Source organism: Pseudomonas sp. S2_B10, from assembly GCF_054668425.1.
This window is the reverse complement of the sequence record NZ_CP162768.1, coordinates 766,009-783,397: the sequence shown is the minus strand read 5'-3', so window position 1 is coordinate 783,397 and position 17,389 is coordinate 766,009. Positions and strand designations below refer to the sequence as shown.

At 61.3% G+C, this 17,389-nt stretch carries 12 protein-coding genes; 8 read left to right on the top strand and 4 right to left on the bottom strand.

From position 1 onward, the window contains the following. Positions 1 to 107 precede the first annotated feature (107 nt). Together AB4O45_RS03315 and xthA are read right to left on the bottom strand one after the other, a co-directional pair. On the bottom strand, positions 108 to 1,442 hold the full coding sequence (locus AB4O45_RS03315) for a substrate-binding domain-containing protein (RefSeq protein WP_252867877.1): 1,335 nt from the start codon (positions 1,440 to 1,442) through the stop codon (positions 108 to 110). A 189-nt stretch (positions 1,443 to 1,631) separates the two neighbouring features. Further along, positions 1,632 to 2,444, bottom strand: coding sequence for an exodeoxyribonuclease III (gene xthA, locus AB4O45_RS03310; protein ID WP_095182083.1), 813 nt, complete (start codon positions 2,442 to 2,444; stop codon positions 1,632 to 1,634). A 259-nt stretch (positions 2,445 to 2,703) separates the two neighbouring features. On the opposite strand from xthA, the gene AB4O45_RS03305 reads away from it, so the two are divergent. The 7 genes from AB4O45_RS03305 (at position 2,704) to AB4O45_RS03275 (ending at position 13,998) form a co-directional block, all read left to right on the top strand. Continuing rightward, positions 2,704 to 3,354, top strand: coding sequence for a GNAT family N-acetyltransferase (locus tag AB4O45_RS03305; protein ID WP_041477100.1), 651 nt, complete (start codon positions 2,704 to 2,706; stop codon positions 3,352 to 3,354). A 66-nt stretch (positions 3,355 to 3,420) separates the two neighbouring features. Beyond that, positions 3,421 to 5,148 carry an autotransporter assembly complex protein TamA gene (locus tag AB4O45_RS03300; protein WP_095182082.1) on the top strand — a complete coding sequence of 576 codons (1,728 nt, stop codon included), beginning with the start codon at positions 3,421 to 3,423 and terminating at the stop codon, positions 5,146 to 5,148. Then, a complete protein-coding gene (locus tag AB4O45_RS03295) occupies positions 5,145 to 8,819 on the top strand; it encodes a translocation/assembly module TamB domain-containing protein (protein ID WP_460161064.1) in 3,675 nt (1,224 codons plus the stop codon). Before AB4O45_RS03300 ends, AB4O45_RS03295 begins: the two co-directional genes overlap by 4 nt. 251 nt (positions 8,820 to 9,070) lie before the next feature. Further along, positions 9,071 to 9,553, top strand: a complete 483-nt coding sequence (locus tag AB4O45_RS03290) for a MarR family winged helix-turn-helix transcriptional regulator (RefSeq protein WP_056788847.1) — start codon at positions 9,071 to 9,073, stop codon at positions 9,551 to 9,553. Next, complete coding sequence (locus tag AB4O45_RS03285) at positions 9,543 to 11,012, top strand: efflux transporter outer membrane subunit (protein ID WP_460161063.1); 1,470 nt, start codon at positions 9,543 to 9,545, stop codon at positions 11,010 to 11,012. Before AB4O45_RS03290 ends, AB4O45_RS03285 begins: the two co-directional genes overlap by 11 nt. Positions 11,013 to 11,027: 15 nt before the next feature. Beyond that, the gene (locus AB4O45_RS03280; protein ID WP_016775298.1) at positions 11,028 to 12,230 is read left to right on the top strand and encodes an HlyD family secretion protein; all 1,203 of its coding nucleotides are present in this window, start codon (positions 11,028 to 11,030) and stop codon (positions 12,228 to 12,230) included. Between the two features lie 238 nt (positions 12,231 to 12,468). After that, positions 12,469 to 13,998 carry a DHA2 family efflux MFS transporter permease subunit gene (locus AB4O45_RS03275; protein WP_024013426.1) on the top strand — a complete coding sequence of 510 codons (1,530 nt, stop codon included), beginning with the start codon at positions 12,469 to 12,471 and terminating at the stop codon, positions 13,996 to 13,998. 179 nt (positions 13,999 to 14,177) lie between these two features. Here AB4O45_RS03275 and lpxH read toward each other — a convergent pair whose 3' ends face one another. Beyond that, on the bottom strand, positions 14,178 to 14,924 hold the full coding sequence (gene lpxH, locus AB4O45_RS03270; RefSeq protein ID WP_252876571.1) for a UDP-2,3-diacylglucosamine diphosphatase: 747 nt from the start codon (positions 14,922 to 14,924) through the stop codon (positions 14,178 to 14,180). Then, complete coding sequence (locus tag AB4O45_RS03265) at positions 14,921 to 15,427, bottom strand: peptidylprolyl isomerase (protein ID WP_253503322.1); 507 nt, start codon at positions 15,425 to 15,427, stop codon at positions 14,921 to 14,923. Before AB4O45_RS03265 ends, lpxH begins: the two co-directional genes overlap by 4 nt. A gap of 251 nt (positions 15,428 to 15,678) precedes the next feature. Between AB4O45_RS03265 and AB4O45_RS03260 the strand changes: the two genes are divergently transcribed. Next, a complete protein-coding gene (locus AB4O45_RS03260; RefSeq protein WP_024013424.1) occupies positions 15,679 to 17,376 on the top strand; it encodes a glutamine--tRNA ligase/YqeY domain fusion protein in 1,698 nt (565 codons plus the stop codon). The last annotated feature ends 13 nt before the right edge of the window (positions 17,377 to 17,389 follow it).

Below are 17,389 nucleotides of genomic sequence, written 5' to 3'. Positions count from 1 at the left end.
ATTCGCGAGCAGGCTCGCTCCCACAAGATTTGTGCACGCCACAGATCCAATGTGGGAGCGAGCCTGCTCGCGAAAGGGCCTGTACACTCAGCACATCGACATCAGGATCAATACACCCAAACCTCAACCCGCCGATTCTTGATCCGCCCTTCATCCGCACTGTTGGTCGCCACCGGCATCAGCGCACCAAAGCCACGGACTTCGCGCATGACCACACCGTTTTTGACCAGCTCGCGCCGCACCGCCATCGCTCGCAGCTTCGACAGCAGATCGGCCCGCGCCGGGTCATCCTTCAAATCACCAAACCCCACCAGCGTCACCGCCCGTTCGGTCTTGCCATGGCGCTTTATATAGTCGAGCACCCGCGCCAGATCCTGCCGCGCCTTGTTGTCCAGACTGGCGCTGCCCTCGGCAAAACGGAAATTCACTGTCAGACGCTGGGCATGCCGGCTGAGGGATTGGTAACCCTCGGGCATCAGCGCATTCGGCGCCACGCTCATGGCTTGTACGGTCTGGCTGACAAAACCGCTGGCCGCGACGATCGCCTGACCCTCTGGGCTCTGGGCAAAGCTGGCCAACGCCTGCGCCCACTGATTCTGTGTGTCAGGCGGCAGATAAAAGAACAGGCGCCGCGACAGCGGATAGTCTTCGGTGGCGATCAGGCTGTTCAGCGGCAGCATCGCTTGCGACGCGCCGTCGGCAATCGCCACGGCTTTGGCCTGACGCACGTAAGGCAAGCCGATGAAGCCGATACCTTGCGGATCGGCGCTGACGGCGTCGGACAATTGCTCGCTGGATTCGAAACGTTTCGCCGCGCTGCTCAGACTTTTCCCACGCCGGCTCAGGACCAGTTCCTTGAAGGTGTCGTATGTTCCCGACTGATCATCCCGCGCATATAAATGAATGGCGCCGCCACGGCCACCGAGTTCTTCCCAGGTTTTCACTTCGCCGGCAAAAATCCGCGCCAGTTGCTCGGTGTTCAACTGCTCAAGCGGGTTGGCCGGGTTGAGGATGATCGCCAGGCCGTCGATGGCAATGACTTGCTCGGCCGCCGGACTTTTCAGATCGCCGAGGGTTTGCAGGGCAAGCAGTTCGCTGTCCTTGATCTCACGGGAAGAGGCGGCCAGATCGGCGCTGGCGTTTTTCAACGCAGCGAAACCGGTGCTGGAACCGTGAGCGGCAACTTCGATGATCACGCGTTGCCCTTGTGCGGTCTGGCCGACGATGCGTTGTTCGTTGGCGGTGTCCGGGGGTTCGCGGTGGATTTTCAGCAGGCCTTGTTGCTGCAAAAGACCTTCGACCAGCGCCGGACCCAGATCGGCACCGATGGTGTTGGAACCCTGAATGCGTAAAGCCGGGCCGTTTTCGGGGATCGGCAGGGCGGCGGCGTAGATCGACAGCCAGCCACTCAACAGGAAAACGCAGAGAACACGCAGGGTCATGCCGGCACCGAATCAAGCCAAGGGGATTGCCGGGGAGATTAAGTCAGGCGCGTGACCGAAATATGACAGGGGATTACCTGTGGGAGCGAGCCTGCTCGCGAAGGCGCCGTGTCAGTCGAAAAATTTGTCGCTGATCCACCGCATTCGCGAGCAGGCTCGCTCCCACAATGAAAATTCCCTCAGTCTGGATCAGGCCAGCTCAAGCCAGATCGGCGCATGGTCCGATGGCTTTTCCATGCCGCGCAGTTCGTAGTCCACGCCGGCATCCTTGACCCGTGGCAGCAGGCCATGGGACGCCAGAATTACATCGATGCGCAGGCCGCGTTTGGGCTCATCTTCAAAGCCACGGCTGCGGTAGTCGAACCAGCTGAACATGTCGCTCACGTCGGGATTGAGGTGACGGTAGCTGTCGGTCAGGCCCCAGTTTTTCAGGCGCGCCATCCACTCGCGTTCTTCCGGCAGGAAGCTGCATTTGCCGGTTTTCAGCCAGCGCTTCATGTTGTCCGGGCCGATGCCGATGTCGCAGTCTTCCGGGGAAATGTTCACATCGCCCATCACCACCAGTGGCTGTTCGTTGTGGAACTGGCTTTCCAGCAGCGCTTGCAGATCGCTGTAGAAACGCTCCTTGGCGGGGAATTTGGTTGGATGGTCACGGCTTTCACCTTGTGGGAAATAGCCGTTCATGATCGTCACCGGCACGCCGTTGGCATCGGCGAAAGTGCCCCAGATAAAGCGCCGTTGCGCGTCTTCTTCATCGGTGGCAAAGCCTTTATGGATGGCGATCGGCTCGTTGCGCGAGAGCAGGGCGACACCGTAATGACCCTTCTGGCCATGGAAATGCACGTGATAGCCGAGGGCGCGGATGTCATCGTGGGGGAACTGGTCGTCGTGGACCTTGGTTTCCTGCAGGCCGATCACGTCGGGCTGATGTTTTTCGATCAGCGCTGCCAGCTGATGCGGACGGGCACGCAGTCCGTTGATGTTGAAGGAAACAATCTTCATGGTCGGCAGTCCTGGCAAAAGGGCGATGCTAGCTGACATGGGGGAGATGGGCCAGTGTGGGACAAATCATTTTGGCCTGTGGGATTTGTGATGCCCTATGCAGCGCCTCTGTGGGAGCGAGCCTGCTCGCGAAGAGGCCGGCGAGATCGATGAAGATCCCGACTTGGTCTATACCTGTCAGGGGAACCACCACATCCGCCCAAGGTTCGTACCAACAAGCGCGCCAGCCTCCGAGCGCGCCCCGGGGAGAATCACTGCAATGCCTGAAACCCAGACCGCCGTTGCCGACATCCATATGCTCGACCGCGGCTATTCGCGCGAAGCCCGCTCGTTGCTGTATCAGGCCTATCGCCACGAGCCGACCTTCGGCTACCTGTTCGAAGCCGAACGTCCCGGCTATGAACAACGCGTACGCGCCACGGTGCGCGAGCTGGTCAAACAGCATTTTCTTCAGGACCTGCCGGCGATCGGCCTGTTGGTCAACGATCGCTTGATCGGCATCGCCCTGATCGCACCGCCGCAACGGCGCCTGGGCGTTACCGAAAGCTGGGCATGGCGCTTGCGCATGGTACTCAGCACCGGTTTTCGCTGCACCCGGCGTTATCTGGAATACCACGATGCCGTTGCTGCATGCGTGCCGGGTGACTCGGTGCACATGCTGCCGTTGCTCGGCGTTCACCCGCAGTTTCAAGGCAAACACTACGGCGAACAGTTGCTCACTGCGGTGCACAACTGGTGCGCGGTCGATGAAACCTCGCAAGGGGTGGTGCTCGACACCGGCAACCCCCGCTACCTGGAATTCTATAAAAGGCAGGGTTATCAGGAGATCGGCGAGGTTGCCGTCGGGCCGGTGCGCGAACACGTATTTTTCCACGCCAATCCGCAGGTGTTACAAACAGCAACGGGATAATGATCGAACTTCTTCACAAATTACCTGTTCTATCAGGCTCCCGAGCCCGTGATAGCATCCGCGCCTATGAAGTTTCCACGAAGATTTACCAGCGGCGTGCTGATGCTGTTATCCAGCTGCGCGGCGCTGGCGCAAAGTGAATTGGATGTACGGATCAAGCCGTCCAACGATGAACTCAAGGCCAATATAGAAGGCTATATCGGCAGCCTCGGCGATCGCGACGAAGAAGCCTTGCTGCGTTTCAGTCGCGGCGCCGAAGAGCAGGCGCGCAAAGCGGCGCAGGCGCTGGGCTACTACCAGCCGCAGATCGACAGTGACATCAAGGGCGGAGAAAAACCGCGTCTGGTGTTGAACATCGATCCCGGCGAGCCGATTCGCCTGCGCAACGTCACCGTGCGCGTCGACGGCCCGGCGGCCTCGCTGAAATCCTTTCGCGTGCCGAAAAGCGACCTGCTCAAGTCCGGCGCCGTGCTCAACCATGGCCGTTACGAAGACGCCAAGCGCGTGATCCAGAATCAGGCCTCGCGCTTCGGTTACTTCAGCGGTCATTTCACCAGCCAGAAACTCATGGTCGATCCCCGCGCGGGCGTGGCCGACATCGAATTGATCTACGACAGCGGCCCGCGCTATGCGCTGGGCAAAGTCAGTTTCGAGGGCGACACGCCGTTCGACGAAGACCTGCTGCAACGCATGGTGCCGTTCAAGGCAGGCGAGCCTTACGATTCGGAACTGATCGCCGAACTCAATCGCGATCTGCAATCGAGCGGCTATTTCGAAGGCGTGCGCGTCGACGCGGCACCGACGGCAGCGCAGAACGATGTGATTCCGGTCGCCGTCAAACTCGACACGCGCAAGCCGCGCACCATGGGCCTGGGCCTCGGTTATTCGACCGACGTCGGGCCACGGATCAAGGCCAACTGGACGCGCCACTGGGTCAACCCGCAGGGCGACAGCTATGGCTGGGAGGCCGAGCTCTCGGCGCCCCGGCAGAACGTAGGGCTGTTCTACGACATCCCGCTCGACCCGCCATTGACCGACAAACTGCGCTGGGCCGGCGGCTATCAGTTCGAAGACATCGAAGGCTCCGACACCCTCAGCAAGCTGCTGACGTTCGGCCCGGAATGGCACAGCAAGTTGCCCAGCGGCTGGCAGCGGGTGATCTCGCTGAAATGGCAACGTGAAGAATACGAACTCGGCGACGACTCCGGCCTGAGCACGTTGCTCATGCCCGGCATCAGTTATTCCTACCTGAAAAGCGACAACCGCATCGACCCGCGTAACGGCTATCGCCTGAGCTTCGAAAGCAAAGTGGCCAAGGAAGGCCTCGGTTCGGACAACAACCTTTTATACGGCACCGCGCTGGTCAAGGGCCTGACCACGGTGTTCGACAGGCACCGCCTGCTCGGCCGCGTGCAGGTCGGCGGCAGCGCCACCAACGGCTACAACTCGATTCCGCCATCGCTGCGCTTTTTTGCCGGTGGCGATCAGAGTGTGCGCGGTTACGACTATCAGAGCCTGTCGCCGAAAAACTCTGACGGCGACCGCATCGGTGGCCGCTACATGATTGCCGGCAGCGTCGAGTATCAGTATTCGATCGCCGAGAAATGGCGGGTCGCGACCTTCGTCGACCAAGGCAACTCTTTCAACAAACTCGAACTGCCCGACCTCAAGACCGGGGTCGGTGTAGGTGTGCGCTGGGTCTCGCCGGTCGGGCCGATCCGCCTTGACCTGGCCCATGCGCTGGACGACGACGGCGGCATCCGGCTGCACTTTTCCATGGGGCCTGAGCTGTGAAGCGTGGTGTGAAAATAACGGCGCTGACGCTGTTGGCGCTGGTCGTGTTGATTGTCTTGAGCCTGGCCGCGCTACTTGGCACGCAGGCTGGCAGTCGGTGGGCGTTGGGCCTGGTGCCCGGCTTGAGCGTGGAGAATTTCCACGGTCGCCTCGCTGGGCAGTGGAGTGCCGATCACCTGGTGTGGCAGCAGGACACCAGCCGCGTCGAGCTGAACAAGGCAATCTTCGCCTGGTCGCCGCTGTGCCTGACGCGCATGACCTTGTGCATCGATCAGCTCAAGGCCGATCAGGTGATCCTGCAATTCCCGCCGAGCGAAGAAACCACCGAGAGCGGCCCGATCAAACTGCCGGACCTGCAATTGCCGTTGGCCATCGAATTGGGCGACGTCGAGGTCGGCAGCCTGTTGTTCAACGGCAGCGAACAGCTCAAGGGCTTGCAACTGGCGGCGCACTGGACCGCACAAGGCCTGCAGATCGACAGCGTGAAATTGCAGCGCGACGAGCTCAGCCTGAACCTGTCCGGCCTGCTGCAACCGAGCGGCAACTGGCCGCTGACGATTCAGGGCGATTTGACTTTGCCGTCTCCCGGCAGCGAGCCGTGGACGCTGGCGCTGAAAGTTGAAGGTGATCTGCTGAAAACCCTCAACCTGCACGCCGACAGCCGCGGCTACCTCGACGGCCAGTTGAACGGCGAGCTGCAAGCGCTGGCGGAAAACCTGCCGGCCAGGGTGCGCATCACCAGCGACGCGTTCAAGCCGAGCGCCGATCTGCCGGACACCCTGCAATTCAATCAGCTTGTGCTCACGTGCGAAGGCGACCTGAAAAACGGTTATCAACTGCTCGGCAACGCATCGTTGCCCGCCGAGAAATCACCGGTGGCGCTGCTGCTCAAGGGCAAGGTTGACGCCAACGGCGCGCAGATCGCCGGCCTCGACCTCAACGCCAACGACACGCAAAGCCTCAAGCTCACCGGCAATGTCGACTGGAGCAAGGGTCTCAGCGCCCAGGCCAATATCAACTGGCAAGACTTCCCGTGGCACCGGCTCTATCCGGAGATCGACGAGCCACAAGTCGCATTGCGTACTTTCACTGGCGAAGTGTCCTACACCGACGGTCAGTACCTCGGCAACTTCGACGCTGCGTTGGATGGCCCGGCCGGGGCGTTCACCTTGAGCAGTCCGTTCAGTGGCAGTCTGGAACAGATCGCCTTGCCGCAACTGGTCATGCAGGCCGGGCAGGGCAAGGCCGAAGGACACGTGAATGTGCGCTTCGCCGATGGCATCGCCTGGGATACTGCGCTGGATCTGTCGGCGCTCAACCCGGCGTACTGGGTCGCCGAACTGCCGGGTACTCTGGCCGGGCCGTTGAAGAGTAAGGGCGAAATGAAGAATGATCAGCTCAGCCTCAGCGCCGTCCTCGACCTCAAAGGCAAATTGCGCGGCCAACCGGCGATTCTGCAGGCCAAGGCTGACGGCGCGGGCGAGCGCTGGAACCTCAACGCTCTGCAGATCCGCCTCGGCGACAACAGCATCAACGGCAAGGGCAGCCTGCAGGACAAACTCGGCGGACAGATCGACATCAAGCTGCCGCGTCTGGCCCAGTTGTGGCCGCAATTGCGCGGGCAGATCAACGGCCAGATCAACGTCGCCGGTACGCTGAAGGCGCCACAGGGCAAGCTTGATCTGCAAGGTTCGCAACTGGCCTTCCAGGACAATCGCCTGCAAAGCCTCAACCTCGACGCCACGCTCGACAGCGCGCAACGAGCGAAGATCAATCTCAAAGGCAGCGGCATTCAGACCGGCGACACCTCGCTGGGCACCCTGACCGCCAGTGCTCAGGGCGATATCAAAAGCCAGAAACTCAACCTCGACCTGATCGGACCGAAGCTGAAACTGGCGCTGGGTCTGGACGGCAATCTCGACAAGGGCAACTGGCGCGGACGCTTGGCCAGTGGCGACATTCAGGCCGGTGGCCAGGACTGGAAGCTGCAAAGCCCGGCCAGAATGGAGCGCCTGGCGGACGGCCAGATCAATTTCGGCGCGCATTGCTGGCTGTCCGGCAATGCCAGCCTGTGTGGCGAAGATCAGCGCCTGATGCCCGAGCCTAAGCTGCGTTATCACCTCAAGCAATTCCCGATCGAAAGCCTTGCGCAATGGCTGCCCAAAGACTTCGCCTGGCAGGGCCGGCTCAACGCCGATCTGCAACTGGACCTGCCCGCCAGCGGCCCGAACGGCGTGGTCAGTGTCGATGCCAGCGGCGGCACCCTGCGCGTGCGCGACAAGGATCGCTGGCTGGATTTCCCCTACCAGACCCTCAAACTCAGCAGCAAGCTCACGCCCAAGCGGGTCGACACCGAGCTCAATTTTGTCGGCGGCAAACTCGGCGAATTGCTGGTCCAGGCGCAGCTCAATCCGCTGCCGAAAAACAAACCGCTGAGCGGCTCCTTCCGTCTTTCCGGCCTCGATCTGTCGGTGGCGCGGCCGTTTGTACCGATGGTCGAGAAACTCACCGGCCGCCTCAACGGCAGTGGCACGATCTCCGGTGGTTTGCTCGCACCGCTGGTCAACGGCACCGTGCAGCTCAGCGATGGCGAAGTGTCCGGCGCCGAACTGCCGATGGAGCTGCAGAATCTGCAACTGACTGCGGCGATCGCCGGCGAGTCGATGCGCCTGGACGGAGGCTGGAACAGCGGCGAGACTGGCAAGGGCAGCCTCAACGGCAACGTCGCCTGGGGGCAGGCGCTGGTGGTCGATCTGGCGCTCAAGGGCACGCAATTGCCGGTCAGCGTCGAGCCCTACGCCAAACTGGAAATGGCCCCGGACCTGAAGATTTCCATGGCCGGCGATGAGCTGAAAGTTGCTGGCAAGGTGCTGGTGCCGAAAGGCGAAATCACCGTGCGCGAGCTGCCGCCATCGACGGTAAAAGTCTCCGACGACACGATCATCGTTGGCGCGCAGACCGAAGAGGGCAAACCACCGATCGCGATGAAAATGGACATCGACGTGATCGTCGGCCAGGACAAGCTGAGCTTTGCCGGTTTCGGCCTGACCGCCAATCTGCAAGGTCAGGTGCACATCGGCGACAACATGGACACCCGTGGCGAACTCTGGCTCAACGACGGCCGCTATCGCGCCTACGGCCAGCGCCTGACCGTGCGTCGCGCGCGTCTGTTGTTCGCCGGTCCCATCGACCAGCCGTATCTGGACATCGAAGCGATCCGCCAGACCGACGACGTCATCGCCGGCATTCGCCTGAGCGGCAGCGCCGAACAACCGACCACGCAGATCTTCTCCGAACCGGCGATGAGTCAGGAACAGGCGCTGTCGTACCTGGTGCTGGGCCGTCCGCTGAGCACCAGCGGCGAAGATAACAACATGCTCGCGCAAGCCGCGCTGGGCCTGGGCCTGATGGGCAGCGCCGGGGTCACCAGTGGTCTGGCCAAGGATCTGGGCATTGAGGATTTCCAGCTCGACACCCAAGGCAGCGGCAACGACACCAGCGTCGTCGCCAGCGGCAACATCTCCGAGAAACTCAGCCTGCGCTACGGCGTCGGCGTCTTCGAACCGGCCAGCACCATCGCCTTGCGCTACAAGCTGAGCAAGAAGGTCTACGTCGAAGCGGCGAGCGGCGTGGCGAGTTCGCTGGATATTTTCTACAAGCGGGATTTCTAGAGCGCGTTCTCTCCAATGATCGTTCCCACGCTCTGCGTGGGAATGCCTCAAGGGACGCTCTGCGTCCCGGCTCTCAAAAAAAACGGACGCAGAGCGTCCCCGGCTGCATTCCCACGCGGAGCGTGGGAACGATCCCGCGTGGCCGGTCAGTGATTAATTACAAAGCCCCCTAACTATTGCGTTGACATTCGCTGCCTAAGCAGTAACATCTCGACATACATTCACTGCCTAGGCAGTCATCAGGTCGACCCATGAAGCATTTCACTCCGGAAGAATTCAAACATTGCCACCTCGGCCTGTTGCTCGGTCGTGCCGCGTTGCTCAAGGACCGAATCATCGATACCCACATGGAACCCCACGGCATCACCGCCGCGCAGTTCAAGGTGTTGATCATCATGGCCCAGTTCGGCGTCGACACGCCGGCCGAGCTGTGCCGCCATCTGTCGCTGGACAGCGGGTCGATGACGCGCATGCTCGATCGTCTCGAGCAGAAGGCTTTTCTGCTTCGTCAGCGCAGCGAAGGCGACAGGCGTCAGGTGCAGTTGAAACTGACCGAGCAGGGCCAGCAACTGGCTGATCGTCTGCCGCACATCGGTGCCGATGCGATGAATGAGCTGGCCGGCGCGATCTCCCGCGAAGAGTTGAAAACCCTGGAATACATCCTGAAGAAAATCCTCCTGGCCGCCGGTGACCCGATCACCGTCCAGCGTTTGGGTGAACACAATGAACGCTAAAATCATGCGCAGCAGCCTGACGCTGTTGCTGTCGGCGATGATCCTCACCGGTTGCGCCAATTACAGCGGCCTCGACACCGAAGGCCAACGCCTCGACGCGAAGAGCCTGAAGACAGCGCAGTCTCTCGAAGGCGTCACCCTGTCGCCGGCGGCGTGGCCGAAAAGCGATTGGTGGAGCAGCCTCGGTGATCCGCAGCTCGACGGCCTGATCCGCGAAGCCCTGCATGACAGCCCGGACATGCAGATCGCCGCAGCCCGCGCCCATCAGGCCAGTGCCGCCGCCTATGCCGCCGACGCCGAGCGTTATCCGACCCTCGACGCCAGCGCCGGCATCAGCCGTTCGCGGCTGGCTCGTGATCAGGATCCGCTGGGGCAGGGCGGGGCTTACGCGACGGTGCGCAATGTCAGCGCCGGCTTCAATTACAACTTCGATTTGTGGGGCGGTCAGCGCGCTGCCTGGGAAGCCGCACTCGGCGAGGCTCGTGCTGCTGAAGTCGACCGTCAGGCGGCGCAGCTGACACTTGCCGCTGACGTCGCCCGTGCGTATAGCGATCTCGGTCAGGCGCACATCGTTTACGACCTTGCCAGCGAAGACCTCAAGCGCACCCGGCAAATGCTCGACCTCAGTCAGCGCCGCTTGAGTTCGGGGATCGACAGCCAGTACCAGTTCCAGCAAACCCAGAGTCTGGAAGCCAGTTCTCAAGCGAGCCTGATCGACGCGGAAAAACGCCTGAACAGCGCGAAAATCGCCTTGGCGGTATTGCTCGGCAAAGGCCCGGATCGTGGCAACGAAATCGCTCGACCGAAAGTTCTGCAAGCCAGCGCCGTGGCGGTGCCGTCGGTGTTGCCGGCGGAACTGCTCGGCCGCCGCCCGGATCTGGTCGCGGCGCGCTGGCGTGTCGAGGCGGCGAGCAAAGACATCGATGCGGCGAAAACCCGCTTCTATCCCAACCTCAACCTGTCGGCCTCGGCCGGCGCCGAGTCGTTGCTGGGTGATGCGATGTTCGGTTCGGCCAGCCGCTTCTTCAACATCGCGCCGACCGTATCGCTGCCGATTTTCGATGGCGGACGCCTGCGCGCCAACTTTGATGCGCGCGACGCTGATTACGATCTGGCGGTGGCGCAGTACAACAAAAGCCTGGTGAAAGCCCTGGGTGATGTTGGCGACACCATCAACCAGCTGCGTGATATCGGCCGGCAGATCGGCGCGCAGCAACATGCCACCGACATTGCTCAGGATTCTTACAACACCGTCGTCCAGCGTTACGGTTCCGGCATCGGCAACTACCTGGACGTGCTCAGCATCGAGCAGCAATTGCTCCAGGCCCAGCGTCAGCTGGCGACCCTCAATGCCGAGCAGATCGACCTGTCGATTCAACTGATGCAAGCGCTGGGCGGCGGCTTTCAGGGTGAAAACCTGAACGCAGCCAACGCCAGCCCCGCCTCGTCGCACCATTAATTCAAGGTATTTGTCATGGCCACTGCCGAAAACACCCAAGCTCAAGACAACACCCCGGACACCGGCAACCCGCGCAAACGCAAGGTGATGCTGCTGGCCCTCGCCGTGGTCGTCCTGCTCGCCATTGCCGGCGTCTGGGCCTATCACGAGTTCATCGGGCGCTTTAACGAAAGCACCGACGATGCCTACGTCAATGGCAACGTCGTGGAAATCACACCGCTGGTCACCGGCACCGTGGTCAGCATCGGCGCTGACGACGGTGATCTGGTCCAGGAAGGCCAGGTGCTGGTCAACTTCGACCCCAACGATGCCGAAGTCGGCCTGCAAAGTGCCAAGGCCAAACTGGCCCGCACCGTGCGTCAGGTGCGCGGCTTATACAGCAACGTCGACGGCATGAAAGCCCAGGTCAACGCGCAGCAGGCCGAAGTGCAGAAAGCCCAGGACAACTACAACCGCCGCAAAAATCTGGCTCAGGGCGGGGCGATTTCCCAGGAAGAACTGTCCCACGCCCGCGACGACCTGACCTCGGCGCAGAACGCACTGGCTAACGCCAAACAGCAACTGAAAACCACCAGCGCGCTGGTCGACGACACCGTGGTCTCGTCGCATCCAGACGTGATGTCGGCGGCTGCCGATCTGCGTCAGGCCTATCTGACCAATGCGCGCAGCACCTTGATCGCGCCGGTCACCGGTTACGTCGCCAAGCGCACCGTGCAACTCGGTCAGCGCGTGCAGCCGGGCACCGCGTTGATGGCGGTGATTCCGCTGGATCAGCTGTGGATCGACGCCAACTTCAAGGAAACCCAACTGCGTGACATGCGCATCGGTCAGCCAGTGGATATCGAGGCCGATATTTATGGCAGCGATGTGAAATACAGCGGCACCGTCGACAGCCTCGGCGCCGGTACCGGCAGCGCATTTGCCTTGCTGCCGGCACAGAACGCCACCGGTAACTGGATCAAGATTGTTCAGCGTGTGCCGGTGCGTATCCACATCAACGCCGAAGAGCTGGCCAAGCACCCGCTGCGTGTCGGTCTGTCGACCAATGTCGAGGTCAATCTGCACGACCAGAGCGGCCCGGTGCTGGCCCAGCAACCGCCGCAAAAGGCCTCGTTCAGCACCAACGTCTACGAGCGCCAACTGGCCGAAGCGGACGCGATGATTGCCCAGTTGATTCACGACAACAGCGCAGCAGCAGGCAAGACCGCGCAGCGCTGAGAGCACACCGGATCAGAAGTAGGCTCTGTGGTGAGCGGTTATCTGTGGTGAGGGGATTTATCTGTGGCGAGGGGATTTATCCCCGCTGGACTGCGCAGCAGGCCCGTTTTTCCTGAGCCAAAAGAGGGGCCGCTTCGCGACCCAGCGGGGATAAATCCCCTCGCCACAAGGGCCTGTTACCACAGGGCCTGCTGTGTTCATCAGACCGCAGCGACCATCAGGTTTCATAGGATTCACAATGAGCAATAACGCTTCTTTCACGCCGCCCAGCCTGTTGCTCAGCACCATCGGCCTGTCGCTGGCGACGTTCATGCAAGTGCTCGACACGACCATCGCCAACGTGGCGCTGCCGACGATTTCCGGCAACCTCGGGGTGAGTTCGGAGCAGGGCACCTGGGTCATCACTTCGTTTGCCGTGAGCAATGCCATTGCGCTGCCGCTGACCGGTTGGCTCAGCCGCCGCTTCGGTGAGGTGAAGCTGTTTCTGTGGGCGACGATGCTGTTTGTGCTGGCGTCGTTTCTCTGCGGTATCTCCACTTCGATGCCTGAGCTGATCGGCTTTCGTGTGCTGCAAGGCCTGGTGGCCGGGCCGCTGTACCCGATGACGCAGACCCTGTTGATCGCGGTGTATCCGCCGGCGAAACGCGGGATGGCCCTGGCATTGCTGGCGATGGTCACGGTGGTCGCGCCGATTGCCGGGCCGATTCTCGGCGGCTGGATCACCGACAGTTACAGCTGGCCGTGGATCTTCTTCATCAACGTACCGATCGGCATCTTTGCGGTGATGGTGGTGCGTTCGCAACTGGCGAAACGGCCGGTGGTGACCAGTCGCCAGCCGATGGATTACGTCGGTCTGATCACGCTGATCATTGGCGTCGGCGCGTTGCAGGTGATCCTCGACAAGGGCAATGACCTGGACTGGTTCGAATCGAACTTCATCATCGTCGGCGCGGCGATTTCCGTGGTCGCCCTGGCGGTGTTCGTGATCTGGGAAATGACCGACCGCCATCCGGTGGTCAACCTGCGCCTGTTCGCCCATCGCAACTTCCGCATCGGCACGCTGGTGCTGGTCTTGGGTTACGCCGGGTTCTTCGGCATCAACCTGATCCTGCCGCAGTGGCTGCAAACACAAATGGGTTACACCGCGACCTGGGCGGGACTTGCCGTGGCGCCGATCGGGATTCTGCCGGTGTTGCTGTCGCCATTTGTCGGCAAATACGCGCACAAGTTCGACCTGCGTCTGCTCGCCGGCATTGCGTTTCTGGCGATTGGCCTGAGCTGTTTCATGCGCGCCGAGTTCACCAACGAGGTCGACTTCCAGCACATCGCTCTGGTGCAGTTGTTCATGGGTATCGGTGTGGCGCTGTTCTTCATGCCGACCCTGAGTATTCTGATGTCGGACTTGCCGCCGAGCCAGATCGCTGATGGCGCAGGCCTGGCGACGTTCCTGCGGACACTGGGCGGCAGCTTTGCGGCGTCGTTGACCACCTGGATCTGGATTCGCCGGGCCGATCAGCATCATGCGTATATGAGCGAAAGCATCAGCACGTTTGAGCCTGCCACCCGCGAGACCCTGAATCAGTTGGGTGGGGCGAGTCAGTCGGCGTATGCGCAGATGGACCAGATCCTCACGAGCCAGGCGTACATGCTTTCGACCGTGGATTACTTCACGTTGCTAGGGTGGGGATTCATGGGGCTGATTTTGATTGTATGGCTGGCGAAACCGCCGTTTGCCGCCAAGGCCGGGCCGGCAGCTTCGGGGCACTAGAATCAAGAGCCCCTCACCCTAACCCTCTCCCGGAGGGAGAGGGGACTGACCGCGGTGCATGTTCGAGGTACATCGACTTGCGATACCGAGTCGAACTCAGGTTTTGAACTGCATGCGATCAGCTCCCTTTCCCCCTCGCCCCCCTGGGGGAGAGGGCTGGGGTGAGGGGGTAAAGCTCTTCAGCCGTGCGGCAATGCCAGCGGCGGGGCGAAATCGAACGGCGCCAAGGCATACCCGCTCTCATCCACCTGCAACGCCCAACCCTGACGATCCCAATCCCCCAGCACAATCCGCTTCGCCGCTTGTTCACCCAGCTGCAACTTGTGAATTGCCGGGCGATGGGTATGGCCGTGGATCAGGGTTTTCACGCCGAATTCGTGCATCACTCGCGGAATCTCTTCCGGGGTGACATCGACGATGTCATTGGCCTTCATCCGCGTCTGTGCGCGGCTTTCGCTGCGTAGCTTGCGCGCCAGTTTATGGCGGCTGCGCAGTGGCAGGTGACGGAGGATGAACAGGGTAATCGGGTTGCGCAGGTAGCGGCGCAGCTTCATGTAGCCAACGTCGCGGGTGCACAGGCTGTCGCCGTGCATCAGCAGCACCGGCTCGCCGTAGAACTGCACGACACTCGGGTCCTTCAGCAATGTGCAGCCGGCCTGTTTGCAGAAGGCCTTGCCGAGCATGAAGTCGCGATTGCCGTGCATCAGGAATATGGCCGTGCCGCTGTCGCTCAAATCGCGCAGGGCCTGGCAGATGGAGCGCTGAAAGGGCGTCATGGCGTCGTCGCCAATCCACGCCTCGAAGAAGTCGCCGAGGATGTACAACGCACTCGCCGAGCGGGCGCGTCCGGCGAGCAAATCCAGAAACGCCCGGGTAATGTCCGGGCGCTCCTCTTCCAGATGCAAGTCTGAAATCAGCAATATCACGCTGCGATGATCTCGGCTTTCTCGATGATCACGTCGTCTGCAGGTACGTCCTGGTGGCCGGCCTTGGAAGTGGTCGACACGCCTTTGATCTTGTCGACAACGTCGGTGCCCTGGGTGACTTTACCGAATACCGCGTAGCCCCAGCCCTGCACGTTCTTGCCGCTGTGGTTGAGGAAGGTGTTGTCGGCGACGTTGATGAAGAACTGCGCCGAAGCCGAATGCGGCTCCATGGTGCGGGCCATGGCGACGGTGTATTTGTCGTTGGAGAGACCGTTGTCCGCTTCGTTCTGGATGCTTGGACGCTTGTCTTTCTTTTCTTTCATGCCAGGCTCGAAACCGCCGCCCTGGATCATGAAGTTGCCGATGACGCGGTGGAATACGGTGTTGGTGTAGTGACCGGCGTTGACGTACTCGATGAAGTTGGCAACGGTGATCGGCGCCTTTTCAGCGTTCAGTTCGATGACGATGTCGCCATGGTTGGTGGTCAGTTTGACTTGAGTCATGGTCATTACTCTTCATAGGGAATTCGTGGTTCTGGGACCTTTAGCCCCACAACCGGTTCAGCCTGCTTCGGCCAAGGTGCGCAGTTTAGCGTGACAGGCGCGAATTTCGAGGCGGTTTTTCATTTCCCGGCGATTAAATGCATGCCTTTATAAGAGCTGCTCTGTCAGGCCCTTGACAGCATCGGCTATGATAGCGGCTTTGTTTTGTCTGGCCCCTCTTTGCGGCCGCGCACCTGTACGTCAAGGATCCTATGAGCAAGCCCACTGTCGACCCTACCTCGAATGCCAAGTCCGGCCCTGCCGTGCCGGTCAACTTCCTGCGGCCGATCATCCAGGCAGACCTGGACTCGGGCAAGCACACCCAGATCGTGACTCGCTTTCCGCCGGAGCCCAACGGCTACCTGCACATCGGCCACGCCAAGTCGATCTGCGTCAACTTCGGCCTGGCCCAGGAGTTCGGCGGCGTCACGCACCTGCGTTTCGACGACACCAACCCGGCCAAGGAAGATCAGGAATACATCGACGCCATCGAAAGCGACGTCAAATGGCTGGGCTTCGAATGGTCCGGTGAAGTGCGCTACGCCTCGCAGTATTTCGACCAGTTGCACGACTGGGCCGTCGAGCTGATCAAGGCCGGCAAGGCCTACGTCGACGACCTGACCCCGGAGCAGGCCAAGGAATACCGTGGCAGCCTCACCGAGCCGGGCAAGAACAGCCCGTTCCGTGACCGTTCGGTTGAGGAAAACCTCGACCTGTTCGCGCGCATGAAGGCCGGTGAATTCCCGGACGGCGCGCGCGTGCTGCGGGCGAAGATCGACATGGCCTCGCCGAACATGAACCTGCGCGACCCGATCATGTATCGCATTCGCCACGCCCATCACCACCAGACCGGCGACAAGTGGTGCATCTACCCGAACTACGACTTCACCCACGGTCAGTCGGACGCCATCGAAGGCATCACGCATTCGATCTGCACCCTCGAGTTCGAAAGCCATCGTCCGCTGTACGAGTGGTTCCTGGAGAACCTGCCGGTGCCGGCGAACCCGCGCCAGTACGAGTTCAGCCGTCTGAACCTGAACTACACGATCACCAGCAAGCGCAAGCTCAAGCAACTGGTTGACGAGAAGCACGTCAACGGCTGGGACGATCCGCGCATGTCCACGCTGTCGGGCTTCCGCCGCCGTGGCTACACGCCGAAATCGATCCGCAACTTCTGCGAAATGATCGGCACCAACCGGTCCGACGGCGTGGTCGATTTCGGCATGCTCGAATTCAGCATCCGTGACGACCTCGACCACAGCGCCCCGCGCGCCATGTGCGTGCTGCGTCCGCTGAAAGTGGTCATCACCAACTACCCGGAAGGCCAGGTCGAAAACCTCGAACTGCCACGCCACCCGAAAGAAGACATGGGCGTGCGCGCGCTGCCGTTCGCCCGGGAAATCTACATCGACCGTGAAGACTTCATGGAAGAGCCGCCGAAGGGCTACAAGCGCCTGGAACCGGCCGGTGAAGTGCGTCTGCGTGGCAGCTACGTGATCCGCGCCGACGAAGCGATCAAGGACGCCGACGGCAACATCGTCGAACTGCGTTGCTCGTACGACCCGGACACCCTGGGCAAGAACCCGGAAGGGCGCAAGGTCAAGGGCGTGATCCACTGGGTGCCGGCCGCCGCCAGCGTCGAGTGCGAAGTACGTCTGTACGATCGCCTGTTCCGTTCGCCGAACCCGGAGAAGGCCGAAGACAGCGCCAGCTTCCTCGACAACATCAACCCTGACTCGCTGCAAGTGCTGACCGGTTGTCGCGCTGAGCCATCGCTCGGCAACGCACAGCCGGAAGACCGTTTCCAGTTCGAGCGCGAAGGCTACTTTGTCGCGGACCTCAAGGACTCGAAACCCGGTCAGCCGGTATTCAACCGTACCGTGACCCTGCGTGATTCGTGGGGCCAGTGAGTGAGTCAAGGAA